Origin of the sequence: Mesorhizobium prunaredense (assembly GCF_900156895.1) — a bacterium.
Lineage (GTDB): Bacteria > Pseudomonadota > Alphaproteobacteria > Rhizobiales > Rhizobiaceae > Mesorhizobium > Mesorhizobium prunaredense.
On sequence record NZ_FTPD01000027.1, the window covers coordinates 26,437 to 51,799 of the forward strand.

At 62.8% G+C, this 25,363-nt stretch carries 25 protein-coding genes; 12 read left to right on the forward strand and 13 right to left on the reverse strand.

Annotation, left to right across the window (positions count from 1 at the left end; all coding sequences use genetic code 11):
- Window positions 1–216: 216 nt before the first annotated feature.
- From BQ8794_RS21085 to BQ8794_RS21110, 6 genes are all read left to right on the forward strand, one after another.
- The gene (locus BQ8794_RS21085; RefSeq protein ID WP_077380674.1) at window positions 217–1,533 is read left to right on the forward strand and encodes an ABC transporter substrate-binding protein; all 1,317 of its coding nucleotides are present in this window, start codon (window positions 217–219) and stop codon (window positions 1,531–1,533) included.
- A gap of 72 nt (window positions 1,534–1,605) precedes the next feature.
- Entirely contained in the window at window positions 1,606–2,511 is a 906-nt protein-coding gene (locus BQ8794_RS21090; RefSeq protein ID WP_027153143.1) for a carbohydrate ABC transporter permease, read from the forward strand.
- Window position 2,512: 1 nt separating this feature from the next.
- Entirely contained in the window at window positions 2,513–3,472 is a 960-nt protein-coding gene (locus BQ8794_RS21095) for a carbohydrate ABC transporter permease (protein WP_027153142.1), read from the forward strand.
- The gene (locus BQ8794_RS21100) at window positions 3,469–3,678 is read left to right on the forward strand and encodes a hypothetical protein (protein ID WP_077380613.1); all 210 of its coding nucleotides are present in this window, start codon (window positions 3,469–3,471) and stop codon (window positions 3,676–3,678) included. The genes BQ8794_RS21095 and BQ8794_RS21100 overlap by 4 nt, the downstream gene beginning before the upstream one ends.
- Complete coding sequence (locus tag BQ8794_RS21105) at window positions 3,675–4,784, forward strand: ABC transporter ATP-binding protein (RefSeq protein WP_077380614.1); 1,110 nt, start codon at window positions 3,675–3,677, stop codon at window positions 4,782–4,784. The genes BQ8794_RS21100 and BQ8794_RS21105 overlap by 4 nt, the downstream gene beginning before the upstream one ends.
- The gene (locus tag BQ8794_RS21110; protein ID WP_077380615.1) at window positions 4,784–5,869 is read left to right on the forward strand and encodes an ABC transporter ATP-binding protein; all 1,086 of its coding nucleotides are present in this window, start codon (window positions 4,784–4,786) and stop codon (window positions 5,867–5,869) included. Before BQ8794_RS21105 ends, BQ8794_RS21110 begins: the two co-directional genes overlap by 1 nt.
- A gap of 172 nt (window positions 5,870–6,041) precedes the next feature.
- Here BQ8794_RS21110 and BQ8794_RS21115 read toward each other — a convergent pair whose 3' ends face one another.
- Entirely contained in the window at window positions 6,042–7,013 is a 972-nt protein-coding gene (locus BQ8794_RS21115; RefSeq protein WP_077380616.1) for an AraC family transcriptional regulator, read from the reverse strand.
- A gap of 92 nt (window positions 7,014–7,105) precedes the next feature.
- Here BQ8794_RS21115 and BQ8794_RS21120 point away from each other — a divergent pair, with 92 nt between their 5' ends.
- Window positions 7,106–8,317 carry an MFS transporter gene (locus BQ8794_RS21120; RefSeq protein WP_077380675.1) on the forward strand — a complete coding sequence of 404 codons (1,212 nt, stop codon included), beginning with the start codon at window positions 7,106–7,108 and terminating at the stop codon, window positions 8,315–8,317.
- 55 nt (window positions 8,318–8,372) lie between these two features.
- On the opposite strand, the gene BQ8794_RS21125 is transcribed toward BQ8794_RS21120, so the two are convergent.
- Window positions 8,373–8,945: a TetR/AcrR family transcriptional regulator gene (locus BQ8794_RS21125; protein ID WP_077380676.1), complete on the reverse strand. Its 573-nt coding sequence runs from the start codon at window positions 8,943–8,945 to the stop codon at window positions 8,373–8,375.
- 121 nt (window positions 8,946–9,066) lie between these two features.
- On the opposite strand from BQ8794_RS21125, the gene BQ8794_RS21130 reads away from it, so the two are divergent.
- Both BQ8794_RS21130 and BQ8794_RS21135 read left to right on the forward strand, forming a co-directional pair.
- A complete protein-coding gene (locus BQ8794_RS21130) occupies window positions 9,067–9,975 on the forward strand; it encodes an SDR family oxidoreductase (RefSeq protein ID WP_077380617.1) in 909 nt (302 codons plus the stop codon).
- A 58-nt stretch (window positions 9,976–10,033) separates the two neighbouring features.
- Window positions 10,034–11,329 carry an amidase gene (locus BQ8794_RS21135; protein ID WP_077380618.1) on the forward strand — a complete coding sequence of 432 codons (1,296 nt, stop codon included), beginning with the start codon at window positions 10,034–10,036 and terminating at the stop codon, window positions 11,327–11,329.
- 11 nt (window positions 11,330–11,340) lie between these two features.
- Here BQ8794_RS21135 and BQ8794_RS21140 read toward each other — a convergent pair whose 3' ends face one another.
- The 5 genes from BQ8794_RS21140 to BQ8794_RS21160 form a co-directional block, all read right to left on the reverse strand.
- The gene (locus BQ8794_RS21140) at window positions 11,341–11,727 is read right to left on the reverse strand and encodes a DUF6748 domain-containing protein (protein WP_077380619.1); all 387 of its coding nucleotides are present in this window, start codon (window positions 11,725–11,727) and stop codon (window positions 11,341–11,343) included.
- A 43-nt stretch (window positions 11,728–11,770) separates the two neighbouring features.
- Window positions 11,771–12,751 (reverse strand): hydroxyacid dehydrogenase, encoded by a 981-nt coding sequence (locus BQ8794_RS21145; protein WP_077380620.1) that lies wholly within the window; start codon window positions 12,749–12,751, stop codon window positions 11,771–11,773.
- 1 nt (window position 12,752) lies between these two features.
- A complete protein-coding gene (locus BQ8794_RS21150) occupies window positions 12,753–13,469 on the reverse strand; it encodes a FadR/GntR family transcriptional regulator (protein WP_077380621.1) in 717 nt (238 codons plus the stop codon).
- Between the two features lie 2 nt (window positions 13,470–13,471).
- Window positions 13,472–14,641 carry a mandelate racemase/muconate lactonizing enzyme family protein gene (locus BQ8794_RS21155; RefSeq protein WP_077380677.1) on the reverse strand — a complete coding sequence of 390 codons (1,170 nt, stop codon included), beginning with the start codon at window positions 14,639–14,641 and terminating at the stop codon, window positions 13,472–13,474.
- Window positions 14,642–14,708: 67 nt separating this feature from the next.
- Window positions 14,709–15,596 (reverse strand): sugar phosphate isomerase/epimerase family protein, encoded by an 888-nt coding sequence (locus tag BQ8794_RS21160; protein WP_077380622.1) that lies wholly within the window; start codon window positions 15,594–15,596, stop codon window positions 14,709–14,711.
- 393 nt (window positions 15,597–15,989) lie between these two features.
- On the opposite strand from BQ8794_RS21160, the gene BQ8794_RS21165 reads away from it, so the two are divergent.
- The 3 genes from BQ8794_RS21165 (at window position 15,990) to BQ8794_RS21175 (ending at window position 19,305) form a co-directional block, all read left to right on the forward strand.
- The gene (locus tag BQ8794_RS21165) at window positions 15,990–17,045 is read left to right on the forward strand and encodes a sugar phosphate isomerase/epimerase family protein (protein ID WP_077380678.1); all 1,056 of its coding nucleotides are present in this window, start codon (window positions 15,990–15,992) and stop codon (window positions 17,043–17,045) included.
- 154 nt (window positions 17,046–17,199) lie between these two features.
- Window positions 17,200–18,387, forward strand: a complete 1,188-nt coding sequence (locus BQ8794_RS21170) for a Gfo/Idh/MocA family protein (RefSeq protein ID WP_077380623.1) — start codon at window positions 17,200–17,202, stop codon at window positions 18,385–18,387.
- Window positions 18,388–18,420: 33 nt separating this feature from the next.
- A complete protein-coding gene (locus BQ8794_RS21175; RefSeq protein WP_077380624.1) occupies window positions 18,421–19,305 on the forward strand; it encodes a sugar phosphate isomerase/epimerase family protein in 885 nt (294 codons plus the stop codon).
- On the opposite strand, the gene phnE (BQ8794_RS21180) is transcribed toward BQ8794_RS21175, so the two are convergent.
- From phnE (BQ8794_RS21180) to phnL, 6 genes are all read right to left on the reverse strand, one after another.
- Window positions 19,293–20,843, reverse strand: coding sequence for a phosphonate ABC transporter, permease protein PhnE (gene phnE, locus BQ8794_RS21180; protein WP_077380625.1), 1,551 nt, complete (start codon window positions 20,841–20,843; stop codon window positions 19,293–19,295). The genes BQ8794_RS21175 and phnE (BQ8794_RS21180) overlap by 13 nt on opposite strands.
- A 4-nt stretch (window positions 20,844–20,847) precedes the next feature.
- Window positions 20,848–21,822, reverse strand: a complete 975-nt coding sequence (gene phnE, locus BQ8794_RS21185; protein ID WP_077380626.1) for a phosphonate ABC transporter, permease protein PhnE — start codon at window positions 21,820–21,822, stop codon at window positions 20,848–20,850.
- A 74-nt stretch (window positions 21,823–21,896) separates the two neighbouring features.
- Window positions 21,897–22,805 carry a phosphonate ABC transporter substrate-binding protein gene (phnD, locus tag BQ8794_RS21190; protein WP_077380627.1) on the reverse strand — a complete coding sequence of 303 codons (909 nt, stop codon included), beginning with the start codon at window positions 22,803–22,805 and terminating at the stop codon, window positions 21,897–21,899.
- A 141-nt stretch (window positions 22,806–22,946) separates the two neighbouring features.
- Complete coding sequence (phnC, locus tag BQ8794_RS21195; RefSeq protein ID WP_077380628.1) at window positions 22,947–23,804, reverse strand: phosphonate ABC transporter ATP-binding protein; 858 nt, start codon at window positions 23,802–23,804, stop codon at window positions 22,947–22,949.
- Window positions 23,805–24,019: 215 nt separating this feature from the next.
- A complete protein-coding gene (locus tag BQ8794_RS21200) occupies window positions 24,020–24,637 on the reverse strand; it encodes a DapH/DapD/GlmU-related protein (protein WP_077380629.1) in 618 nt (205 codons plus the stop codon).
- A complete protein-coding gene (gene phnL / locus BQ8794_RS21205) occupies window positions 24,634–25,341 on the reverse strand; it encodes a phosphonate C-P lyase system protein PhnL (RefSeq protein ID WP_077380630.1) in 708 nt (235 codons plus the stop codon). The genes BQ8794_RS21200 and phnL overlap by 4 nt, the downstream gene beginning before the upstream one ends.
- Window positions 25,342–25,363 lie beyond the last annotated feature (22 nt).

Genomic DNA, 25,363 nt, shown 5'->3' on the forward strand with positions numbered 1-25,363 from the left:
CCTGCCATCGTCCAAGAAAGAGCTTGACGTGCGTCCGAAATTGGTAATACCAGATCAGGACAATATAGCGGGTCGAAAGTGAGGGCTGCGATCCATTTCCGGCTGGGCGAGGAGGCTCAAAAACTGGAACGGCGCCATCACTGAAGGAACTACCAGGGCCGGCCTCATCGCCGGCTCGGATGATACGGTAGAATGCGCACAAGGGAGGAAATCATCATGCGCAAGACAATGACCAGCATGCTTGCTGGTGTCGGCTTAGTGCTCGCCTGCGGAACGTCCGTCTACGCGCAGGATAAGGAACTCACCATATTCTGGGCTGAGTGGGATCCGGCGAACTATTTGCAGGAACTCGTCAACCTTTACGAGGCCGAGAGCGGCGTGAAGGTCACGGTCGAGACGACGCCGTGGGGGGATTTCCAGACCAAGGCGTTCACCGAATTCAACGCCAAGGGCAGCGCCTACGACATGGTCGTCGGCGACTCGCAGTGGATCGGCGCGGCCTCCGAGGCCGGTCACTATGTCGACCTCACCGACTTCTTCAACAAGCACAATCTGAAGGAAGTGATGGCGCCGGCGACGGTGAAATACTACGCCGAATATCCGTCCAACTCTGGCAAATACTGGTCGATCCCGGCCGAGGGCGACGCGGTCGGCTGGTCCTATCGCAAGGACTGGTTCGAAGACCCGAAGGAGATGGAAGCCTTCAAAGCCAAGTACGGCTACGATCTCGGCGTGCCGAAGGACTGGAAGCAGCTGCGCGACATCGCCGAATTCTTCCACCGTCCCGACGAAAAGCGCTACGGCGTCGCCATCTACACCGATAACTCCTACGATGCTCTGGTGATGGGCGTCGAGAACTCCATCTTCTCCTTCGGCGGCGAGCTTGGCGACTATGCCACTTACAAGGTCGACGGGATCATCAACTCCGAGCAGAACGTCAAGGCGCTCGAGGCCTACAAGGAGCTCTATTCCTTCACCCCTCCTGGTTGGGCCAAGGCGTTCTTCATCGAGGACAACCAGGCGATCACCGAGAACCTGGCGGCGATGAGCATGAACTACTTCGCTTTCTTCCCAGCGCTGATCAACGAAGCCTCCAATCCGAATGCCAAGGCCACCGGCTTCTTCGCCAACCCTCCAGGACCGAATGGCGACCAGTTCGCCGCGCTCGGCGGCCAGGGCATCTCCGTCGTCTCCTATTCGCAGAATCAGGAAGAGGCGATGAAGTTCCTGGAATGGTTCATCAAGGACGAGACCCAGAAGAAATGGGCGGAACTCGGCGGTTACACGGCAAGCGCCAAGGTGCTCGAGTCGCCTGAATTCCAGAACGCCACGCCTTACAACAAGGCCTTCTACGAAACCATGTTCAAGGTGAAGGACTTCTGGGCGACGCCGGAATATGCCGAGCTGCTCATCCAGATGAACCAACGCGTCTATCCGTACATCACCGGCAATCAGGGCACGGCCAAGGAAGTGCTCGATGCACTGGCCGCGGACTGGAACGCGACGTTCAAGAAATACAACCGCCTCAAGTAAACGGCGCTAACGCTCGGAGGGGGCGGGAGCCGCCCCTTCCGTTTTCTTTTCCGGACAAGGAAGGAACGGGCCTTGGCCACTGCAGTCATGACCACGCTGGATCCCAACTCGCGCTCCGCCGCCCGCGGTATGAGCGACCTTACGATCCGCAATCTCTTCATCATTCCGACGATCGTTTTCCTGATCGTCTTCAATATCTTTCCACTGCTCTATTCGCTCGGCTATTCGTTCACCGACTTTCGCGCGTCGAGCCCCGCGGCGGCCAATTTCGTCGGACTGCAGAATTACCGCGAGTTGCTCAACGACCCGTTCATCTGGTCGAATTTCGCCATCACCGCCAAATATGTCATCGTCTCCGTGGTCGGCCAGGTCATCGTCGGCTTCGGCGTGGCGTTGCTGCTCAACCGGGATATCCCGTTGAAGGGCCTGCTGACGACACTGCTGCTGTTGCCGATGATGCTGTCGATGGCTGTCGTCGGCCTGTTCTGGAAACTGCTCTACGATCCGTCCTTCGGCATCATCAACTATACGCTCGGCCTCGGCTCCTTCGAGTGGCTGTCCAACCCCGACATGGCGCTCTACGCAGTTGCCATCACCGACATCTGGATGTGGTCGCCCTTCGTCATGCTGCTGTCGCTCGCCGGCCTGTCGGCGGTGCCGAAGCACCTCTACGAGGCGGCCGCGATCGACCGCGCCGGCTCGTTCTATACGTTCTTTCGCATTACGCTGCCCTTGGTCGCGCCGATCCTGATGATCGCGATCATCTTTCGCACCATGGAGGCGTTCAAGACCTTCGATCTTGCCTACATCCTGACCAGCCAGCCGACCACCGAGGTGATCTCGATCCGGCTCTACAAGATGGCGTTCCAGGAATGGCAGACCGGGCGCTCCTGCGCGCTCGCCTACATCGTGCTGATCATGATCCTGGCGATCACCAACATCTACGTCAAATACCTGAACAAGGTGAAGGAGCGCTAGCATGGCCGCTGTCACCACCTCTGCCGAGCGTTCGCTCAACAAGCTCGCCATCGTCGGCGTGCTGATCGTCACGATTATCTTCCTGGCGCCGATCTACTGGATAGCCTCGACGGCGTTCAAGCCGCGCAACCTCGCCACCACCATCCCGCCGACGGTGGTGTTCCAGCCGGAGATATCGCCCTTCGTCAAGCTGTTCACCAAGCGCTCGCAACTGCGCACAGCGCCGACGCCGGAACAATACGCCGCCGCTCCGTGGTGGGAGCGGCTGGTGTTTGACGGCGGCGAGAAGGTGGTGCGCTCGGGCAGGGGCGAGGTGCAGTGGTCCGGTTATCCGAGCCGCTTCATGAATTCGCTGATCGTGGCCATCACCTCGACGATCCTCGCCGTCGGCATGGGCACTTTCACCGCTTACGGGTTTTCCCGCTTCAAGATAAAGGGGGAACAGGACCTGCTCTTCTTCATCCTGTCGACGCGCATGCTGCCGCCGGTGGTGGTGGCGATCCCGATGTTCCTTATGTATCGGGTCGTTGGCCTCAACGACACCCATTGGGGCCTGATCATCCTCTATACCGCCTTCAACCTCAGCTTCTCTGTATGGCTGATGAAGGGGTTCATGGACGAAATTCCGAAGGAGTACGAGGAGGCGGCGCTTGTCGACGGCTATACGCGCATGGAGGCCTTCTTCAAGATCGTGCTGCCGGAGGCGGCCACCGGCATCGCCGCCACCGCCGTGTTCTGCTTCATCACCGCGTGGAACGAATATGCCTTCGCGCTGATCATGACCAACCGGCGTGCCCAGACCGCGCCGCCGTTCATTCCAAGCCAGGTCGGTTCCGGCCTGCCGGACTGGACGGTCATCGCCGCCGGCACCTTCCTGTTCCTGCTGCCGGTCGCGATCTTCACCTTCCTGTTGCGCAACCACCTCCTGCGCGGCATGTCCTTCGGAGCGATCCGCAAATGATCCGCCATGCTACAATCCAGCGCACGGCCGAGATCGTGATGGTGCTCGGCATCATCGCGCTCTGCCAGCCGTGGAATTTCTTCCTGCACCGCTACGGCCTGACGATCATCATCGTCGGGCTGCTGACGTTCATGATCACCGGCTGGGTCGGTCCAAGGCAGGAGCCGCAGGCGACCGGCGCGCCGGAAAAAGAAGGTCACGCATGACCCAGATCGAGCTTCGTGGCGTCCAGAAATTCTTTGGCGCCGTCCAGGTCATCAAGGACCTCAATCTCCAGATCGACGACAACGAGTTCATCGTGCTGCTCGGCCAGTCGGGCTGCGGCAAGACGACGACGCTTCGCGCCATCGCCGGCCTGGAGACGATCGACGGCGGCGATGTCCTCATCGACGGCAAGCCGGTCCAGCATCTCAAGGCTGCCGACCGCGACATCGCCATGGTGTTCCAGTCGTTCTCGCTCTATCCGCATATGAGCGTCTACGAGAACATCGCTTTTCCGTTGCGCGCCATGCGCAAGAGCAGGGCGGAGATCGACGGCGAGGTGCGCTCGGTCGCCAAAGTGCTGCAGATCACCGACCTGCTCGGCAAGAAGCCGTCGGCGCTGTCGGGTGGCGACATGCAGCGCGTGGCGATCGGCCGGGCGCTGGTGCGGCGGCCAAAGGCGATGCTGATGGACGAGCCGATCGGCGCGCTCGACGCCAAGCTGCGCGAGGAGATGCGGGCCGAGATCAAGCGGCTGCATATCAAGCAGGGCTCGACCACCATCTACGTCACCCACGACCAGATCGAGGCGATGAGCCTTGCCGACCGCATCGTCATCATGCATGAGGGCGTTCTGCAGCAGGTAGGCAGCCCATCGGAAGTGTATACGCACCCGGCCAATCTGTTCGTCGCGCAATTCGTTGGCTCGCCGGTGATGAACGTCGCCAACGCGGCGGTGACGATGAACGGCTCCGGCGCCAGGGTCACCGTCGACGGGGCCGCGGAAGGGTTCGTTTTCCCGGCCGAACTGGTCGGCCAGCTCGACGCCGCAAACGTCGGGCAGGACCGCCTTGCGCTCGGCATCCGCCCCGAAGGCGTGATGGTCTCGCGCGAGCCGGCGGACGGTTACCTGCCGGTCGAGGCGCACATCATCGAACCGCTTGGCTCCTACGATATCGTCGACCTCAAGGTCGGGACACAGATGTTGCGCGCCCGAACCCGTTCCGGTTTCGTCGGCAAGCCGGGGGTCCAGGTCTTCGCCAGGCTCGACCCGGCGCAGGCGCACTTCTTCGACACGGCAAGCGGCAATTCGCTGGGGGTGAGACTCTGATGGCCCATATCCAGCTCAAGAATATCTCGAAGGCATTCGGCAATCACGCCGCATTGACCGGGCTCAATCTCGACATTGCCGACGGCGAGTTCTTCGTGCTGCTCGGCGAGACCGGCGCCGGCAAGACGACGACGCTGCGCATGATTGCCGGCCTGGAAAAGCCGGACCAGGGGCAGATACTCATCGACGGCGCTGATGTCGCTGACTGGGGTGCGGCCGAGCGCGACGTGGCGCTGGTTCTGCAGCAATACTCGCTCTATCCGCGCTATACGGTGCGCGAGAATCTCGAATTCCCGCTGAAGCCGAAAATCCGCCGCATCGAGCCCGACGAGATCAAGACGCGCGTCGATCGCGTTGCCAAGACCTTGCGTATCGAGCATCTGCTCGACCGCAAGACGGATCGCCTCTCTGGCGGCGAGATGCAGCGCGTCTCGATTGGTCGCGCCATCGTCAGGAAGCCGCGCGTATTCCTGATGGATGAGCCGCTGTCGGCGCTCGACGCCAAGTTGCGCGAGGCGCTGCGCACCGAGCTGAAGAACATCCAAATGAACCTTGGTCAGACCTTCCTGTTCGTCACGCACGATCAAATCGAGGCGATGTCGATGGGCGACAAGGTTGGCGTGCTCAATCATGGCCGCATCGTCCAGACCGGCACGCCCTATGAGATCTACAACAATCCGCGCGACACCTATGTGGCGAGCTTCGTCGGCTCGCCGCCGATGAACCTCATCGACGGCAAGCTCGTCAACGGCCGCGCGGTGATGGCACCGCTGAATTTCGAACTGCCTTTTGCGGGGGCGGCCAGGACGAGCGGCGAGACCGACGGTCGCCCGCTCGTATTCGGTATTCGTCCCGAGGATCTCTATCTCGAGAGCGGGGCGCCGGTGGAAGCGCGCGTCCACGATGTCGAGAACCATGGCGTCGAAAAGATCCTTACCCTGCGGGTCGGCGACGCCATGCTGCGGGCCACGGTGCCGGCCAGAACCGATGTCGAGATCGAGCAGCCGGTGCGCTTTGCCTGGGATCCGGACAAGGTGGTGCTGTTCGACAAGGGTACCGGGATAAGCCTCCGTCACGCAGGCTAAAGCGCGTCGCGCAAAAATGCGCGTCGGTTGGGCGGGAGGATGCTAGAGCGGGACGCGTTCAAACTGAACGAGGCATCCCGCTCTATCTATTTGTTTTAGCCGCATTTCTGCGACGCCAAGTGATTCCACTTGCTGCAAAATGCTCTCGCGGCTTGAAGCCTGTGGCCAGGGTTTAGCCGGCTTGGCGGGTTTCAGCCTGTTCCTCGGCCCGGAAATGGCTGGGAGCCGATCCGATGACGCGCTTGAACGCCCGACTGAACGACGCGTCGGATTCATAGCGGAGGCGTGCGGCGACGACGGAAATCTTCAAGCGGTCGCGGACCAGCCATTGCCGTGCCTGGTGCATTCTCACCTGGGTGACATATTTGGCCGGCGTTTCGCCGACGATCGTCGCGAAGCGCTCGGCGAAGCCCGACCGCGAGGCGCCCATCATCCTGGCCAGGGTCTCCACCGTCCAGTCGCGGTGCGGTTCGAGGTGGATCGCGGCCAGCACGCGCCCGATCTCGCGATCTCTCACCGCGGCAATCCATCCGGACGAGTCGCCGCAGCCGCGCTCGACCCATGAGCGGATGACGGTGGCGGCCAGCACATCGGCAAGCCGTGCCAGAATGCCGCCGGAGCCGACGCGTTCCATCGTCACTTCGCGTGCCATGGCCTCCAGCAGATGCGGGATACCAGGTTCATAGGCTTCCAACTCGTGCGCGCGCATTACGTCCGGCATCATGCCGAGCAATGGGTGCAAACCGTCGAGATTGAAATACATGCTGCCAAAAAACAGCAGCGTCCCCGGCCGGCAACCTTCATTGGACATGCAGTAAACGTTCTTGCAGATCTCGGCGACCTCGTAGCCCTGGATCGGCGAAGCCTCGGTGCCCGGCTCGCTCGCCAGGACGTGTGCGGCACCGCGCGGAAGCAGCACCGCGTCGCCCGCCTTGAGTTCCACCCATTCGCCGGACGGCTGCAGCAGCCAGCATCCCGTGCGGCCGATGAAATGAAACCGCGCCGCCGTCTGGGCCGGAAACTGGAGACCCCAGGGCTCCTGCATTTCACAGCGGCCGTATTCGACGCCGTCGAGCCTTAACCCGCGCAATATGTCTGTCAGCGGATCGCCGGTGACCGGAACTTTGGACGAATGGTCAAGCATGACGGTGTTTCTAGCATGGAACCTCCAGGCGGTCACTCCCTATGTTGCACTGCAGCCAGATGTTGCGCTGCAACCAGATCGGAGATCCCACCATGACCGAACCCGCGACAGGCGTCATCGACGCCGTTCTCGATCCCGCGGAAACCGACGAACGAGCCGAGCCGGCGTGGGGAGCGGTCGTCTCCCTCGCGCTCGGTGTGTTTGGGCTGGTGACCGCGGAATTCCTGCCTGCCAGCCTGCTGACGCCGCTGGCGCAGGATCTCGGTGTGACCGAAGGCACCGCCGGCCAAGCGGTGACGGCAACCGCCGTTGCCGGCGCGATAGCCGCTCCGACCATGGCCATCGTCACCAAACGGCTGGACCGCAGGCTCGTCATGTGGGGACTGACCGTGCTGCTGATCCTGTCGAACCTCTTGGCGGCGTTTGCGTCCTCGCTTCCCGTTCTTCTGATCGCCCGCATCATGCTCGGGATCAGCCTCGGCGGCTTCTGGTCGATGTCGGCGGCCATGGCGATGCGGCTTGTCCCGATGCGGCTGATGCCACGCGCCATGTCGATCATCCTCACCGGCGTTTCGGTGGCGACCGTCTGCGCGGCCCCGGTCGGCGCCTATGTCGGTGACATCTGGGGATGGCGAACGGCCTTCATGATCGCAGCTGTTGTCGGCGCCCTGGCGCTGCTCGTGCAGATCGCCACCCTTCCGAAGCTGCCGCCGGCGGGCGTGGCAAGCTTTCGGACCCTGTTTGAAGTGCTGAAGCGGCCGATGATCAGGGTTGCGCTTCTGGTGGTCGTGCTGGTCGCCTCGGGACACTTTGCCGGCTTCACCTATGTCCGCCCGTTTCTTGAGAAGGTGCCCGCGCTGGACATCGAGACGATCTCGCTTGTGCTGCTCGCCTACGGTATCGGTGGCTTCTTCGGCAATTTTGCCGGCGGGTTCATGGCCGAACGCAGCCTCAAAACCGCGGTGGGGCTTGCGCCGCTGCTGATTGCGGTCGCAGCACTTCTGCTGCTGACCATCGGCGCCTCGCCCGCGGTGGCGGCGATAGCGGTTGCCGCCTGGGGTTTTGCCTTTGGCGCGGTGCCGGTCGGGCTGCAGACCTGGCTGGTGCGAGCCGCTCCCGACCAGGCTGAAAGCGCCGGCGGGCTGATGGTCGCCACGTTCCAGGTGGCCATCGCACTGGGCGCTGTTTTCGGCGGCCTGCTGGTCGACAATGCCGGCGTTGCCAGCGCGTTCGCCTATTGCGGGATCGCGACGTCGCTGGCGGCCTTGGCGGCGTTCCTGCTCGGCCCAAGGAGCGCAACCTAAGCCATCCGTAGGTGCGTCCCGCGTAGGACGCCTCCAAGAACTGGCCCGAAATCGGTTATGGTTTTCGGGCCGTGACGATTGCGGCGACAAAACGGCCCAGACTGTCTTCGACGTAGGATGCAACTTCGGCCTTCGGGTCGAAACTCCACCAAAGCAGCGAACCTTGCCAGTGCGATGCCGTCAGCAGGCCGATGTCCAACGGCGTGTCGACGACAGAGGCAAAGCAAGAGTCGAGGATGTTGCACAGGGATGCCTTCCACGACGCCCCCCGCGCGCGAAGCACCGGATCGCGCAGATCTTCGCGCAGGACGAGCAGGCCCTCGGCATAGGATTCAATGCCGCCATAGTCACGCGACAGCGCCACCAGCAATTTGATCGCGCCAGCAGGGGTCCTCGGCGTCGCGTTTGCGAGCTTTGTCGTCTTCGCGTCCAGCCTGTCCCATGCCTGCAGCAAGGTTCTTTGCCTGAGCGTGGCCTTGTTCTTAAAACGCTGCACCAGGGTCGAACCGGAGAGCCCGCAAGTTTTGGACAGCCGTTCAAATGTGAGTGCCTCCGGGCCATGCCTGTGGATCAGCCGGTGCGCCGCTTCCAGCACGTCCTCGTCGGATTGCGTTTTTTTCCGAGGCATCTTGACATCCATTTATAACCGAATGATCATTTATATATCTTAACATCGAAGAAGGCCAGCGTTGGTTGGTCAGAGCGTTGGTTGGTCAGAGCGTTGGTTGGTCAGAGTCTGGGGAGGTTCAATGACGCTTGAGGGAAAAGTCGCTTTGGTCGCTGGCGCCACGCGCGGTGCGGGGAGAGGTATTGCTGTCGAACTGGGTGCCGCGGGCGCGACGGTCTACGTCACCGGGCGGACGACACACGCGCATCAGTCCGAATACGCTCGCCCGGAAACCATCGAGGAAACGGCGGAGCTTGTTTCAGCGCATGGCGGCCATGGCATCGCTGTGCAAGTCGACCATCTGGTTGCCGAAGACGTGCGCAAGCTGGTCGACCGGATACGTGCCGAGCAGGGCCGCCTCGATGTGCTGGTCAACGACATCTGGGGCGGCGAGAAACTGTTCGAATGGAACAAGCCGGTCTGGGAGCATGATCTCACCAATGGTTTGCGCATGTTGCGGCTGGGCATCGACACGCATCTGATCACAGCGCATTTCGCGCTGCCGCTTCTGATCGAGCGCCCGGGCGGCCTGCTGGTCGAAGTCACCGACGGCACCGCGGAGTATAATGCCGAGCATTATCGGCTCTCGCCGTTCTATGACCTCGCCAAAGTGTCGGTGACCCGTATGGCCTGGGCCCATGCCAAGGACCTCGCCCCGCACGGCGCCATCTCGATTGCGCTGACACCCGGCTGGCTGCGTTCGGAAATGATGTTGGAAGCTTTCGGGGTGACCGAGGACAACTGGCGTGATGCGACAACAAAAGTGCCGCATTTCGTCATTTCCGAGACCCCGCGCTTTATCGGGCGCGCAGTGGCGGCGCTTGCGGCGGACCCGGACCGTTCGCGCTGGAACGGACAGTCGCTGTCGAGTGGCGGGCTGGCGCAGGTCTACGGCTTTACCGATCTCGACGGCTCGCGGCCTGACGCGTGGCGCTACGTTCCCGAGGTTCAGGACGCCGGCAAACCAGCCGATGCGACTGGCTATCGCTAGAGCTATCGACGTCAGTGTGCTGGGCTGTTCGGGCGACAATAAAAAAGTAGACTGTGCCATGCAATCAGCCCGCGACCGCCTCGAAGCCGTCCTTTCGCGTCTCGCCGTCCGCGCCGACAATGAAAGCGTATTCGTAAAACTCTATCCGGAAGCCGCACGAGCAGCAGCCGACGCCGCCGATGCCAGGCGCAGAGCCGGCGTGACGCTCGGGCCGCTCGACGGAACAATTCTGTCGATCAAGGACCTGTTCGATGTTGCCGGCGAGCCGACCACGGCCGGTTCGTTGTTGCTCAGCACCGCGGCGCCGGCGCTGCGAGATGCCGCCATCGTGCGGCGGCTGCGGCAAGCGGGCGCGGTGATCTTCGGCAAGACCAACATGACCGAATTCGCCTTCACCGCGATCGGCGTCAACCCGCATTACGGCACGCCCGGCAATGCGACCGACGCCGGCCGGATCGCGGGCGGCTCATCCTCCGGCGCCGGTGTTTCCGTTGCCGAAGGCACAAGCGAGATATCGATCGGCTCCGACACCGGCGGCTCGGTGCGTATTCCGTCGGCGCTGAACGGTGTCGTCGGCTTCAAGCCGACGGCGCGGCGCGTGTCTCGCGTTGGCGTCTTCCCGCTGTCCGACACGCTCGACTCTATCGGCCCGCTTGCGCGCACCGTCGCCGAATGTGCGGCAGCCGATGCGGTGATGGCGGGCGAGGAGCCTGTGGCTCTGGTTCCGCTTCCGCTTGCCGGACTGCGCATCGGCGTCCCGCGCGGCGTGCTCTTCGAGGATACGGAAAAAGAGGTCGCGGCGGCGTTCGAGCGATGTGCTCGCAAGCTGGAACTCGCCGGTGCACGCCTCACTGATCTGTCCATCGATGACCTCCTTGCCGATTTGCGCGCGGCAACCAGGCGGGCCTCGATCGCGGCAATGGAGGGCGCCGCGGTCCATGCAGATTGGCTGGCAGAAGGTGCGGCGACACCGGTCGATCCGCGGGTGAGCGAGCCGTTGTCGCGCGCCGCTGCCGTTCCGGCCACGGCCTATATAAGGGCAATCCGCCGCCGCACGGCGCTTGTCGCCACCATGGACGAGCGGCTGGCGTCTGTCGATGTGCTGGCCCTGCCGACCACGCCGGTCACCGCGCTGACCATCGTGTCGATGACCAGCGACGAAGCTCTGTGTGAGCGTACGGAAGGCCTTCTGCTGCGCAACACGCAGGTCGCCAACCAGTTCGACCTCTGCGCGATCTCGCTGCCGATGCCGGGAATGGCGCGCCCGGCCGGGCTGATGCTGGTGGCGCGCAACGGCGACGACCATCGTCTGCTGCGCATCGCTGCGGAAGTCGAGGCACTGCTTGGCCGTTGAAGATGTGAACATTAATGCGCCGAACAGTGGCCGCGTTCGCTGTCCCTGGACGCGCGTTCGATACCGGTCGCGACCAGCCATGGCAGAGTGTATTGCTTGCCGTCGAGGGTCTGGGTGCGATTCTCGATGGAGCCAACGACGACGACCTTGCCGGCGTAGAGCTTGTCCGAAAGATCGAGCGCCTTGTCCTGCTGCGGCAATTCCTCGATGTCGATCGCCACGCCCTTGATGATCTTGCCCGTGGCAAGCTCGAGCGCGCTGTTCGACGGACAGGGCGTTATCACGCACCGCAGGCCGTTGTCGCAATAGACATAACTGCTCTCGGCCGCAGCTACCGAGGGCAGGACGCAGATCGAAACGATCGCAACAAGCAGCGGCGTGCGGCGAAAAACGAGCATTGGGTGCAGCATCGTGCAGAAATTGGGCGATACGGCGATGGCGCTACGCGTCGGCCGGGAACCGCCGCCGGTAGTGCTCGACCACTTCGGGATTGCGCAGGTTGACCGGCAATTTGTTGGCCAGCACCAGCAAGGTTTCATCAGCCGAACCGACGCCCATGCGCATCATCGACTGCTCGGTGATGCCGGCCATGTGCGGCGTGACAATGACATTGTCGAAGCCGAAATAGGGGTGATTGGGCGGCAGCGGCTGCGTCGCAAAGACATCGAGCGCGGCACCGCCGATACGGTCCTTCTGCAGCGCTTCGATCAGCGCCTCGTCGTCGATCACCGGCCCGCGCGAAATATTGATCAGCAGCGCATGCGGCTTCATTCGACCGATGCGCTCGCGGTTGATCAGGCCGCGCGTCTCCGCTGTCAGCGGGCAGCACAGAACGATGATGTCGCTCTGCTCGACCAGCGCGTCGATCGACAGGAAGCCGATCCTGTCCGGCGCCGGCCTCATGCTGCGCGTCGTCGCCACCACGTTCAGGTCGAAACCATGCGCCGCGATGTGGCCGACTGCCTGTCCGATGGCGCCGAAGCCGACAATGCCGATCGTCTTGCCGGCGAGTTCGCTGGCGAGAATGGTGTGATCGCGGCCGGCCAGCCAGCCCTTCGCCCGCAAGTCGCGGTCGACCATGCGGAAACGCCGCAGCAGCGCCAAGGCCGCGAACATCACGTATTCGGCGACCGAGCGCGCATTGACCGCCGGCACGTTTGCCACCAGCACGCCGGCCGCCGTGGCGGCTTCCATGGGGACCATGTCGAGCCCGGCGCCGTGGCGGATTGCCGCCCGGAGCTTCGTCGCCCCTTCGAAAAGCGCTGATGGCAGCGGCGCACGAACGATGATGATATCGGCGTCCCTAGCCTCAGTCGCCAGCGTGTCGGCATCGAGGGCGGAGGCGACGACGAGTTCGCCGGCGCCGGTCAGCATGGCGGAAGCGCGCGGATGCAGCGTGTGTGTCGTCAGGATTTTTGGCATGTTAGACCGGTTCGAGCGCTGGGCTATTGGGTTCTGCCCCGCCGCCCTCGATCAGGCCTTTCCAGTAGCTTTCCGCGCCTTGCAGATGGGCGCTCATCAGCGCCTGGGCGAGATTGCCGTCGCGGCGCAGCAGCGCCTCGTAGATCTGGATGTGCTCGGCATGCGAGCGCATGCTGCGTTCGGGATCGTTGAAGTAGATCGGCAGGCGTTGCTCGCCCATCAGGTAATAGACGCTGCATATGTTGTGAAAAACGCTGTTCTTGGTTGCCCGCACGATCTCAAGGTGAAATTCGCGGTCCTCCTTGGCGAGGCCCTCGCCCGCCGCAATGCGGTCTTCCGAAGCCTTGAGGATTTCGCGCAGCCGTTCGAAATTTTCCTCGGTGGCGCGCGAGCAGGCAAGCTCTGCAGCCTTGATCTCGTGGATCTTGCGCAACTCGACGGTCTCGTAGATCTGGATCGGATCGAGCGGCAGGCCGGCCCTGGCAAAAAGCGCCATCGCCTCGACGCTGGCCTGCTTGGTGTCGATGTAGATGCCGGACTTGGCCCGGCGCTCGACGATGCGCATGGCTTCAAGGATGGCCAGCGCTTCGCGGATCTGGCCGCGGCTGACGGCGAAATGCTCGGCCAGCTCACGCTCCGACGGCGTTCGGCCCGTCGCCTTGTCGGAGTGCGAGAACAGATAGGCGGCGAGTTCCGCGAGAAGGTTCTTTTCTTTCATGATCAGCCGCGTAGCGCGTGCGCCTCCAGGAACCGTTCCGAAAGGGTGAATCCCAGTCCAGGCTTCTCGGGGATCGCTATCATACCGTCCTTTGCTTCGACAGTCTCCTCGATCAGATCGTGGATCATCGGATTGGCGCCGAGCGAATATTCGACGGTAAAGCTAGCCGGCGAAGCCGCGCAGACATGCAGCCCGGCAAAGAAGCAAGGCGCGCCGGCCCACAGATGCGGCGCGAAGCGCAGATTGAAGGCGCTGGCGATGGTGCCGATCTTCATCGCCTCGCTGATGCCGCCGCAGAAGGCCGGGTCAGGCTGGAAGATGTCGGCAGCCTTGAGCGTGGCGAGGTCGCGGAAGGCATAGCGCGTCGCTTCGCTTTCGCCGGTGGCGATCGGGATGGAGCCGGACGCCCGCACTTCGGCCATCCCAGGCTTGTCGTCGGCGATGACCGGCTCCTCGAACCAGGCCAGATCGAGATCGCCGGCGAGATGGATGAAGCGTTTGGCTTCCGCCACCGTATAGGTGCCGTGCGCATCGACCATCAGGTCGACTTCGGGGCCGAGCGCCTGTCTTGCGGCGCGGACGCGGGCGGCGGAATTGTGCGGAGCACCGTCCATCGCGCCGATCCGCATCTTCAGCGCCTTGAAGCCGCCCTTGGCGATATAGGATTTCAACTGCTCGCCGATCGCCTCGGTGGAGGCCCAGCCGCCGGAAGCATAGGCCGGCATGCGGTCAAGCTTGCGGCCGCCGAGCAGCCGCCAGACCGGAAGCCCCAACGACTTGCCCAGAATATCCCACAAGGCGATGTCGACGGCGCTGATTGCGGCGACGCTGATGCCGCGCCGCGCCAATTGCGGCATGGCATGGCCGTTTTGCGCGGCGCTGTCGTGGCGCACGCCATTGTAGAGCATCTCCCAGATCACCCCGATGTCGGCCGGATCGCAGCCGATCAGCTGCGGGCCGACCTCGTGGTTCAGCATGTGGACGAGGGCGCCATAGCTGCCGGTGCTGCCGGCGGCATTCTTGCCTTCGCCCCAGCCGACCAGCCCATCGGCGGTCTCGATGCGCAGGATTGCGGCGTCGAACGTTGTCACCTGACCGAAGTCGCTGCGGTGCTGCCGCGCGGCTTCGATCGGTATGCGGACCCACCAGGCTTGGACAGTCTTGATGCGCATGTTCATCCTCTGCCTTGCCGCCGTTAGGGGCCGCCGTCGGGCGGAAAGGCTCGTTTCCAGAGATCGATTACTTGATCAGCGGCAGCAGCGTTTCGGCGGTGATGCGCATTTGGTCGGTGTAGAATTTTTCCGTGAGCACGCTGGAACCGTGGTCCTGGATGAATTTGAGCTGCTCCGGCGAGATGTCGACCGGGTTGCGTTCGACCATGTCGGGATAGGGAGCAGCCGGCGTGCGGTCGACAGGGGCGACGAACTCGTTGGTCAACGCGCCGTCGTAACCGACTTCTTTCAGGGTGCCGACGATCTTCGGCCAGTCGATCTGTCCGAGGCCGGCGGCGAAGCGGTTGTTGTCAGCGACGTGGAAATCGAACAGGCGGTTTCCGACCTGCCGGATGGCATCGTAGACGTTAAACTCCTCCATGTGGAGGTGATAGGCGTCAAGGCAGACACCGCATTCGGGGCTGACCGCATCGGCCAGCGCCAGCGCCTGGGCGCCGCGGTTGAACAGATAGGTCTCGAAGCGGTTGAGCGGCTCGATCGCGACCTTGACGCCCACCTTCTTGGCATGGGTAAAGCATTCCCTGGTGGCGTCGACCACCCATTCCCATTCTTCTTCCTCGGTGCCGTCCGGCACCACCTTGCCGACGGTGGCGGGAACGAGCGTGATGATCTCGCCGTCGAGTTCGCTCACCATCGTCAGCACCTCCTTGACATACTGCACCGAGCGCTCGCGCTGGCCCTGGTCCCTGGCGGCGAGATTGCGCTCGCCCAGCATCAGCGTCACCGCTCCCCAGCAGCGGATGCCGTGCTCGTTCAGGAGGGCACGTGTCTCATTGATCTTGTATTGCCCGGGCTCGCCGGAAATCTCGATCGACTCATAGCCGAATTTCTTGATGCGCTTGAGCGTCGTCTCCAGCGGTTCCGCCCGCATCCAGTTGTGCGTCGAAAGATGCATGGTCTGTCCTTCCCAGAATTCGCCTGTAACAATTCGCCTGCGACGCACCCCAGATTGCGTTGCATGGTTCCTCCCCAAGGCGCTCCAGCATTTTTCGTAACTGGTTCGACCAATTGGGCGTGAAAAGAGGTCTACAGCAATTTCATCTGGACGGCAAGAAATCCTGCAAGGCAGCCCCGGTTCATGATTATTTCTTTGATTAAACTGGCATATTTGCCCGCTGCCCGGTGATTTGCGCAGCGCTGCTTGCGCGCGACGGCGCTTGACCAAATGAGCATATTTGGTAATACCAGAATGGCGGTGCGCACTAGCGCCTGTCGAGAAAGACCAAACAGGCTGGCCCTGCTTTCAATCGGCGCTATGCTTGGTCGTGGATAATTAGGGAGGATGCCGATGCCGTCGACAATGAAAGGTCCTGGGCTGTTTCTGGCGCAGTTCGCGGGCGATGCCGCACCGTTCAATTCGCTGCCGTCGATCACCAGATGGGCGGCCGGGCTGGGCTACAAGGGCGTGCAGATCCCGACCTGGGACAGCCGGCTGTTCGACCTCGAGAAAGCGGCGTCTTCCCAGGCCTATTGCGACGAGGTGAAGGGCATCTGCAGCGATGCCGGCGTCGAGATCACCGAGCTGTCGACGCACCTGCAGGGGCAGTTGGTGGCGGTGCATCCGGCCTATGACGCGCAGTTCGACGGCTTCGCACCGCCTGCGGTGCACAACAACCCGAAGGCCAGACAGCAATGGGCGGTCGAACAGATGAAGTTCGGCGCCAAGGCTTCGAAGAACCTCGGGCTCAAGGCGTCGGTGTCGTTTTGTGGAGCGTTGGCTTTTCCCTACCTTTATCCGTGGCCGCAACGGCCGGCGGGATTGATCGAGGAAGCGTTTTCCGAGCTGGGGAAGCGCTGGAAACCGATCCTCGACGTCTATGAGGACAATGGCGTCGATCTCGGCTACGAGATCCATCCGGGCGAGGACGTCTTCGACGGTGCGACATTCGAGATGTTCCTTGACGCGGTCGGCGGCCACAAGCGCTGCAACATCAATTACGACCCGTCGCATTTCCTGCTGCAGCAGCTCGACTATCTCGAATTCATCGACATCTATCACGAGCGGATCAAGGCCTTCCACGCCAAGGATGCCGAGTTCAATCCGACCGGCCGGCAAGGCGTCTATTCCGGTTATCAGAGCTGGACGAACCGGGCCGGGCGTTTCCGCTCGCTCGGCGATGGCCAGGTGGACTTCGGCGGCATCTTCTCCAAGCTCGCCCAGTATGACTACGATTCATGGGCGGTTCTGGAATGGGAGTGCTGCCTGAAGCACCCCGAGGATGGCGCGGCCGAAGGCGCGCCCTTCATCCAGCATCACATCATCAGGGTGACGGAAAAGGCATTCGACGATTTCGCCGGCGGCGCGACCGATAAAAAGGTGCTGCGCGCCATGATGGGAATCTAGCTTTTTTCCCTCCCCCTCGAGGGGAGGGTCGATCCGCGCAGCGGATCGGGGTGGGGTCGCTGAGCATGGAGCTCGGCATGAACCGACCCCTCCCGGCCCTTCGGGCCACCCTCCCCTCAAGGGGGAGGGGTATTTCAGACGAGGGAGAAAGATCATGGTCGGCGCATCGAAGTCGGAAACGGGAGGCGGCCCGATCCGCTACGGCATGGTCGGCGGCGGGCAAGGCGCCTTCATCGGCGCGGTGCACCGGATCGCGGCGCGCATGGACAATGAGTTCGTGCTGGTCGCCGGTGCCCTGTCATCTGACCCGGCGCGTGCCAAGGCCTCGGCCGAGGAGCTTGGGCTCGATCCGGCGCGCAGCTACGGCTCGTTCGCCGGGATGGCCAAGGCCGAGGCCAAGCGGCCGGACGGCATCGAGGTGGTGGCCATCGTCACGCCCAACAATGTGCACGTGCCGGCGGCGAAGGCGTTTCTCGAAGCCGGCATCCACGTCATCTGCGACAAGCCGCTGGCGACGACGTTGGCGGAAGCGAAGAAGCTGGCGGCACTGGTCGAAAAGACCGGCAAGGTCTTCGTCCTCACCCACAACTACACCGCCTATCCGATGGTGCGGCAGGCGCGCGAGATGGTGGCCAAGGGGCAGCTTGGCGACATCCGCATCGTGCAGTCGGAATATCCGCAGGATTGGCTGACCGAGGACCTTGCCGCCACCGGCCAGAAGCAGGCGGCCTGGCGCTCGGATCCCAAACAGGCCGGCGCCGGCGGGGCGCTGGGCGACATCGGCACGCATGCCTACAATCTCGCACGCTTCGTCTGCGGGCTTGAGCTCGATGCGCTTTCCGCCGATCTCGACGCCTTCGTGCCGGGGCGGCAGCTCGACGACAATGTCAATGTGATGCTGCGCTTCAAGCCGGTCGGCAAGTCGCACCCTGCCAAGGGCATGTTGTGGGCGAGCCAGGTGGCGCCCGGCCACGAGAACGGGCTGAAGCTGCGCATCTACGGCTCGAAAGGCGGGCTTGAATGGGTGCAGGCCGACCCGAACTACCTCTGGTACACGCCGTTCGGCCAGCCGAAGCAGTTGATCACTCGAAATGGCGCCGGCGCGCTGCCCGTCGCCGGGCGCGTCAGCCGCGTTCCGTCAGGCCATCCGGAAGGCTATCTCGAAGGCTTCGCCAACATCTACCAGGAGGCGGCCCGCGCCATCCGCGCGGCGCGCCGGAAGGGCGGCAAGCCGGCTAAGGACGTTATCTTCCCGACCATCCAGGACGGTGTCGAAGGCATGGCCTTCATCGAAGCCTGCGTAAAGTCGTCGAAGAAGAACGGGGCCTGGACGAAGCTCTAGAGAACAATCGAAAATCATGAGGAGGGGGCGTCGATGAAAATCGGCATGTGCATGTTTTTGTGGACGACGGCCGTGTCGAAAAAACACGAGCCGCTGCTCAGGGATATCAAGGCGACCGGCTTCGATGGCGTCGAGATACCGATCTTTGCCGGCACGCCGGACGATTACAAAAAGCTCGGCGCGCTGCTCGACCGCATCGGGCTAGAACGCACCGCCGTTTCGGCGATGGGCGATCCGGCGATGAATTTGATCGCGGCCGATGCCTCAACGCGCAAAGCCGGCATCGACTATATGAAATGGGCGATCGACTGCACACAAGCGCTTGGCGCCAAAACGCTGAGCGGCCCGCTGCATTCGACGCTCGGCGCCTTTTCCGGCAGCGGACCGACGGCGGCGGAGAAAAAGCGCTCCGTCGCCTCGCAACGCGCCATCGGCGACCATGCCGGCAACAAGAACGTCACCATCGGGCTGGAGGCGCTCAATCGCTTCGAATGCTATCTGCTCAACACGATGGACGATCTGTCGGAGCATATCGACGCAATCGACCGGCCGCACATCAAGGCGATGTACGACACTTTCCACGCCAATATCGAAGAGACGGACGCGATCGGCGCCTATACGCGCAACCGCAAGAATGTCGTCCATATCCATATTTCGGAGAATGATCGCGGCGTGCCCGGGCGCGGCCACATTCCGTGGCAAGAGACGTTTTCGGCCATCCGCAAGAGCGGCTATGACGACTGGCTGACGATCGAGGCCTTCGGCCGCTCGCTGAAAGATTTGGCGGCGGCCACCAAGGTCTGGCGCGACTTTTCGGAAAGCCCGGAAGCCGTCTACCGCGACGGCTACAAGCACATCAAGAGCGGCTGGAAAAAGGCTGGTGCGCCTAGGACGCAGCCTTCCTCTCAGGCGATCTGAGCTGCCGGCGGGCGGGCGGAAACGCGCCGCTCATCATTGCTGTTTGCGACACTCCCCATCAGCTTGCGGCGGAGATAGCTGGAGATGTTGTCAAAGACGAAGACGACAAGCAGAATCAGCAGAACCATGTAGAAAACATTGGCCCAGTTGGTGTTGGTGCGCATGGCCTCCCACAATTTCAGGCCGATGCCGCCGGCGCCGACAGCGCCTATGATCGTCGCTGACCGGGTGTTCGATTCCCAGAAATAGAGGGATTGGCTGAGGAATACCGGCAGAACCTGGGGCAGCACGCCATAGCGCTGCACCATTGCCGGCGTGGCGCCGACCGAGCGGATGCCCTCGCGCTGCTTGTCGTCGATATTTTCCAGCGCCTCGGAATAAAGTTTGCCGAGGGTTCCGGTGTCGGTGAAGAAGATCGCCGACATGCCGGCCAGCGGCCCAGGACCAAAGCCGCGCGTAAAAAACAGCGCCCAGATCAGCATGTCGACCGAGCGCAGGAAATCGAAGAAGCGCTTTGTCACCTGGTTGGCTATCCGGCTCGGCGTGACGTTGCGCGCAGCCAGGAAGGCGAGCGGAAAGGCGACGATCGAGGCCAGCACGGTGCCGACGAAAGCCATGACGATGGTCTGCAAGAGTTTCAGCCAGACGTCGCCGTGCTGCCACTCGGCGTTGTTCAAAATGTTGTCCCAGGCGAGCGCCGCGTTTGACCGCGACGGGTTGATGCGAGCCCCGGAGACGATCAGTGAAGCGACCTCGCCGAACGGCTTTCCCCAGAATGGCGAGTTGGTGTCGAACACGAAATTGGCCCAGCCGAAGAAACGTCGCCAGGCGACCACCTCGTCGTTCTGCACCTCGGCGCGGCCGAGAAATCCGAACGAGACATAGGCTGTCGAGCCTGGCCTGCGTTGCTCGATCCAGTCAGGCAGCGGTGTGCGCGGTGTCACAGAACTGCCCTTGGCGATGTCGAAGACGACGCTTTCGGCGCCGCGCGTCACGGTGACCAGGCTTGGCGTGACGGCGATCTGGCCATTGCCAAGGGTGACGGTCGCCGCCACGACGGCGTTTTCGCGCACTGTTTCAGGCACCGCAGGAGCGGATTGGCCCGACGGGGCGGCCGGGCTTTCGGCAGTTGGCGCACCAGGCGCCATGAACGAATCCTGCGACGACTTGTTGGTCGCGATCGCCGGTGCCGGCGCTGCCTCGACCTGCCGCTCGATGACGGCCATCTGCTTGGCCACCCAGTCGGGATTTGGGTTGGATCCCAGCTTGGAGAAGCGGGAGTAGTCGATCGTCAGATGATTGTCCTTGAATTCGATGTCGGGCCGGATTTCGTAGGACACCCAGTCGGCGAGATAAGCGCCGGCAAGGTTCCAGTTCGCCTTTTCGAGAACGCTGCCGACCGAGAAGAACCACGAACAGTAGAAGGTGTAGAGAATGCAAAGAAGGATGCCGATCGGAGTGGCGTAGCGTTTCCACAGCGAGCGCCGGAAAGCGTCCGGGTGGCGAGCGGCGATGGCGTCGATGGCATCCGGATTCATTGCACTACTCTCCGCGCCCGTATGCGAACGCCTGCCGGCCGACAAGACGGTGTCTCAGCCATGCCGAAAGCTGGTCGACGGCGACGATCGTGCAGAACAGCAGAAAGACGATGGCGATGGTCTTGGCCTCATGGCCCCGGCCGATCGAAAGACGCAGGGATTCGCCGATGCCGCCGGCGCCGACGGCGCCAAGTATGGTCGAAGCGCGCACATTGATCTCGAGGCGAAGCAGGAAATAGCTCATGAAGTTGGGCAGGATCTGGGGCACGATGCCGAACCACACCCGTTCGACCCAGTTGGCGCCCACGGCGCGCAAGCCTTCTTCAGGCTTCATGTCGGCATTTTCGACGACTTCGAAGAACATTTTTCCGAGCGCGCCGACGGTATGGATGCTGACCGCAATGATCGCAGGAATCGGTCCTAGTGAGAAAATCGCCAGGAAAAAGCCGGCAATGACAATTTCCGGAAAGGCGCGGACAATTTCAAGGAAGCGGCGCGTGACGAAACGGAGCCAGCGGCTGGCCGTGATATTGCCTGCGGCGAAGAAGCAGAGCAGGAAACCGAATGTGGCGCCCACCAGCGTCGAAAACAGGGCGATGTTCAGCGTCTCGATCATCCGGTGGAAGTACTCCGGAATGTAGATGCTCTGGGTCAGGTAGACGCGGCCTTCCGGGTAGTCGAACTTGAGGCTGCCGTCGTCATAGGGGGACGGCAGGTCGAACAGCGCGCGCGCCGGGTCGAACCAGTCGCGCGGCTTCAATTCGGCGAAAAAGTCGGCGACGTGGGGAAGGCGGTCGAAGAACTTTCCGGCGTTGGTTTCGTTGGCGAACCAGAGCGAGCCAGACAGTGCAAGAAACAGGAAAACCAGGCCGCCGACCGTGTACAGGCGCCGGCGGGCGGCGAGGTCGCGCCAGTGCCGCTCGACGGTGGCTCCCACCGGTGAAAGCGCAGGCGCGCGGCAGACGTCGGTCGCACTCATCGATATTTTTCCCGGCCCCTGATGCGGCAACGCCGCCGGCGGCTCATGGCCCCGGCGGCGTTGTGGCAGGTTACTTACGAGCCGATCTTCGCCTTACGGGCGTCGATGATCGGCTGGTAGAATTCCGGGGTAACCGGCGAATAGCCCTTGTAGTCGCCGCCTTGTATCGCCGAGAAACAGGCCGGATCGGTTTCCGGCAGCTTGGTCAGGAAATCGGTGATCTTCTGCTTGTCGCTGGCGTCGATCGACGTACGCAATACCAGCGGGCCGTTCGGGATCAGCGGCGACTGCCACAGTTCGACGAGGTCATCCATCTTCAGGACGCCCTTGTCGACCATCTTGCGCAGATTGCCCGAGCTGTAGCCGTCGTTGAAGTCGCCGATGCCGGAGGCCCAGGTGGTGCCGGCATCGAACGTGCCCTTCAGGACTTCAAGGACAAGCTGTTCGTGGCCGCCGCCGAAACCGGTCGACGCGAAGTAGCTCTTGACATCCATGCCGATGTCCTTGGGCAATGACGTGACCGGGATCAGGTAACCGGAAGTCGAATCGGGATCGGCGAAACCGAGTTTCTTGCCCTTCATGTCGGCGAGCGTCTTGATGCCGGAATCAGCACGCGCGACCATGACCGCACGGTAGCCGGTCGAGCCGTCGGTCTGGATCGTCGTCAGGATCGGTTGAACCGCGTCCTTGTTTTCGAGATAGACCTTGGCGTAGGCGGAAGCGCCGAGCTCGGCAAAGTCGAGCGTGCCGCCGAGCAGGCCCTGGATGACGCCGTCGTAGTCGGCGGCCGGGAACAGCGAAACTTTTTCCACGCCGAGGACTTGCTTGATGTGGTCGGCGAAGCACTGGTAGTTGCGCAGGCGGTCGGCCTCGTTCTCGCCGCCCAGAATGCCGACGCGGAACTCCTTCAGATCCTGTGCCTGAACCGCGCCCACCGCCATGGCGATGATGGAAACGGCACCGAAAAGTATTTTTCTAAACATTTCGCGTCTCTCCTGTTGGTTCCGGCGTCGCGCCGGAAGCGTTTTTACGCCCGGCCTTGATGCGGACTGGCGGTCCGGGCGCTCTGTCGTCGTCTGCTTTCGTATACTCGTATACCGATATCCACTTCCGGGATTTTGGAGCTAGTAGCCGGGAAATGCCGGCTCGAGCGGTCCGGCGGATGCGGCGATCTTTTGCTTGATGGCGACGCTGGTCGAGGTGATCGCCTCGGAGATTTCACCGCCATTGCTGTCGGCGCCATAGACCATGCGCACGGCCTCGCGGTTGAGCTCTTCGGGCGGTCCGTCGAACACCACCTTGCCGGCGGCCATGCCGATGATGCGGTTGCAATAGGTGCGCGCGGTATCCAGCGTGTGCAGATTGGTGACCACGGTGAGGCCCTCGCGCAGATTGATGTCCTGCAGCGAATCCATCACCACCTTGGCGTTGAGCGGGTCGAGCGAGGCGATCGGCTCGTCGGCGAGGATGACTTTCGGCTGCTGCATCATGGCACGGGCAATCGCAACGCGCTGCTGCTGGCCGCCGGACAAGGTGCCGGCCGGCTGCAGCGCCGTGCGGGCGATGTCGAGACGTTCGAGCGCCGCGATCGCCTCGGCCCGTTCCTCGCGGGAGAAGACACCGAGCAGATTGACAAGGGTCGAGCGGTGATTGAGCCGGCCGAGCAGCACATTAGTCAGCACGTCGAGGCGCGGCACCAGGTTGAATTGCTGAAAGATCATGGCGCAATCGCGCTGCCAGCGCCTGAGCAGCGAGCCGCGCAGGCTGGAGACTTCGGCGCCGTCAAAGAAAATCGACCCTTGGCTCGGATCGATGAGGCGGTTGATCATGCGCAAAAGCGTCGACTTGCCGGCGCCCGAGCGGCCGATGATGCCGACCATCTGGCCTTGAGGGATCGAGATGTCGACATTGCTGACGGCGGTGTTCCTGCCAAACCGACGGGTGACGCCGCGGATTTCGAGCGTGGCTGAGGTTGCTGACATAGGCAAGTTCCAGTCCAGTCGCAGTTGAAGGTCTGTTAACCTTGGCTAGCGCAGCCGCGTGAAACCGCGGTGTCGGATTGATGTCAGTTTTGTTACCGTCCACAGCCTGAAAGGGGCGAGCCGGCGGCCGCAGTTCGATCAAGTGAATGGTGAATGGTGAATGGTGATAAGAACGGCGTCCCTGCCGCCATTCACTATTGACCATTCACCATTCACTAACTGCCGTATTTCTCCAGAAATGCTTCCGCCGAAAGCGCGCGAAAATCGTCGAGCGCGGCGCGCAGGCGGGCATGGTCCCAATCCCACCAGGCAAGTGCCTGATAGCGTCCCGCCGTGCGGCGGTCAAAGCGTTCGCGGATCGGTTTGGCCGGCACGCCGCCGACAATGGTGTAGGGCGCGACGTCTTTCGACACCACGGCGCCGGCGCCGACCGCTGCGCCATCGCCGACGCTGATGCCGGGCAGGATGGTCGAGCCGTGGCCGAGCCAGGTGTCGTGGCCGATGGTGACCCGCCTGGCGCGGCGCTGGGCGAAGAATTCGCTCTCGTGCTCGGCGTCGTCCCAATAGTCCGAGGCGCGATAGGTGAAATGGTGCAGCGTCGGCCGCCAGGTCGGATGGTTGGTGGCGTTGATGCGCACGCTGGCGGCGATGTTGGCGAATTTGCCGATCGTCGCGCACCAGGCGCTGCAGTCCTGCATCATGTAGGAATAGTCGCCGAGCGTGCTTTCCGAGACCCGGCAGCGTTCGGCGATCTCAGTCCAGCGGCCGAGCGTCGAGTTCTCGACTTCCGCTGTCTCGTGGACCAGCGGCGTTTCCGACAGTTTCCGCGTCATGCGGCGATTTTCCCGGCGGCAAAAGCGGTCACGTCGATGACGCGGTCGGCCACTGCCTCGCGCACGTCGTGGTCGTGGAAGATGCCAAGCAGGGCGACGCCGGCCGCCTTCTTGGCCGCGATCAGCGCAATCACCACGTCGCGGTTGCTGGCGTCGAGCGAAGCGGTCGGCTCGTCGAGTAGCAGGATCGGGTGCTCGGTTATGAAGCCGCGCGCGATGTTGACGCGCTGTTGCTCGCCGCCGGAAAAGGTCGCCGGCGGCAGCATCCAGAGCTTTTCCGGCAGGTTGAGTTGCGCCAGCAAGGCGCGTGCCTTGTTGCGCGCAACGTCAGGGTCCTCGCCGCGCTCGACCAGCGGTTCGGCGACGACATCCAGCGCCGAGACGCGCGGCACTGTGCGCAGGAACTGGCTGACATAGCCGATCGTGAGGCGGCGCACGGCAAGCACCATGCGTGGGCTGGCCGTCGCCAGATCGATGAGCCCGTCCTCGTGCTGGACAATGATCTGGCCTGCATCGACGGCGTAGTTGCCGTAGAGCATCTTCAGGATCGAGCTCTTGCCGGCGCCGGAGGGGCCGCCGAGCACGGCGCATTCGCCGCTCCTGATCGAGAACGACACGCCGGCGACGACAGGCAGTCTGATGCCGTCGCGCAGATGCATGGTGAAGCTCTTGGCGACATCGGAGACGACGAGCGGGGTTGCCATCAGAAAATTCTCCGATCGTCGT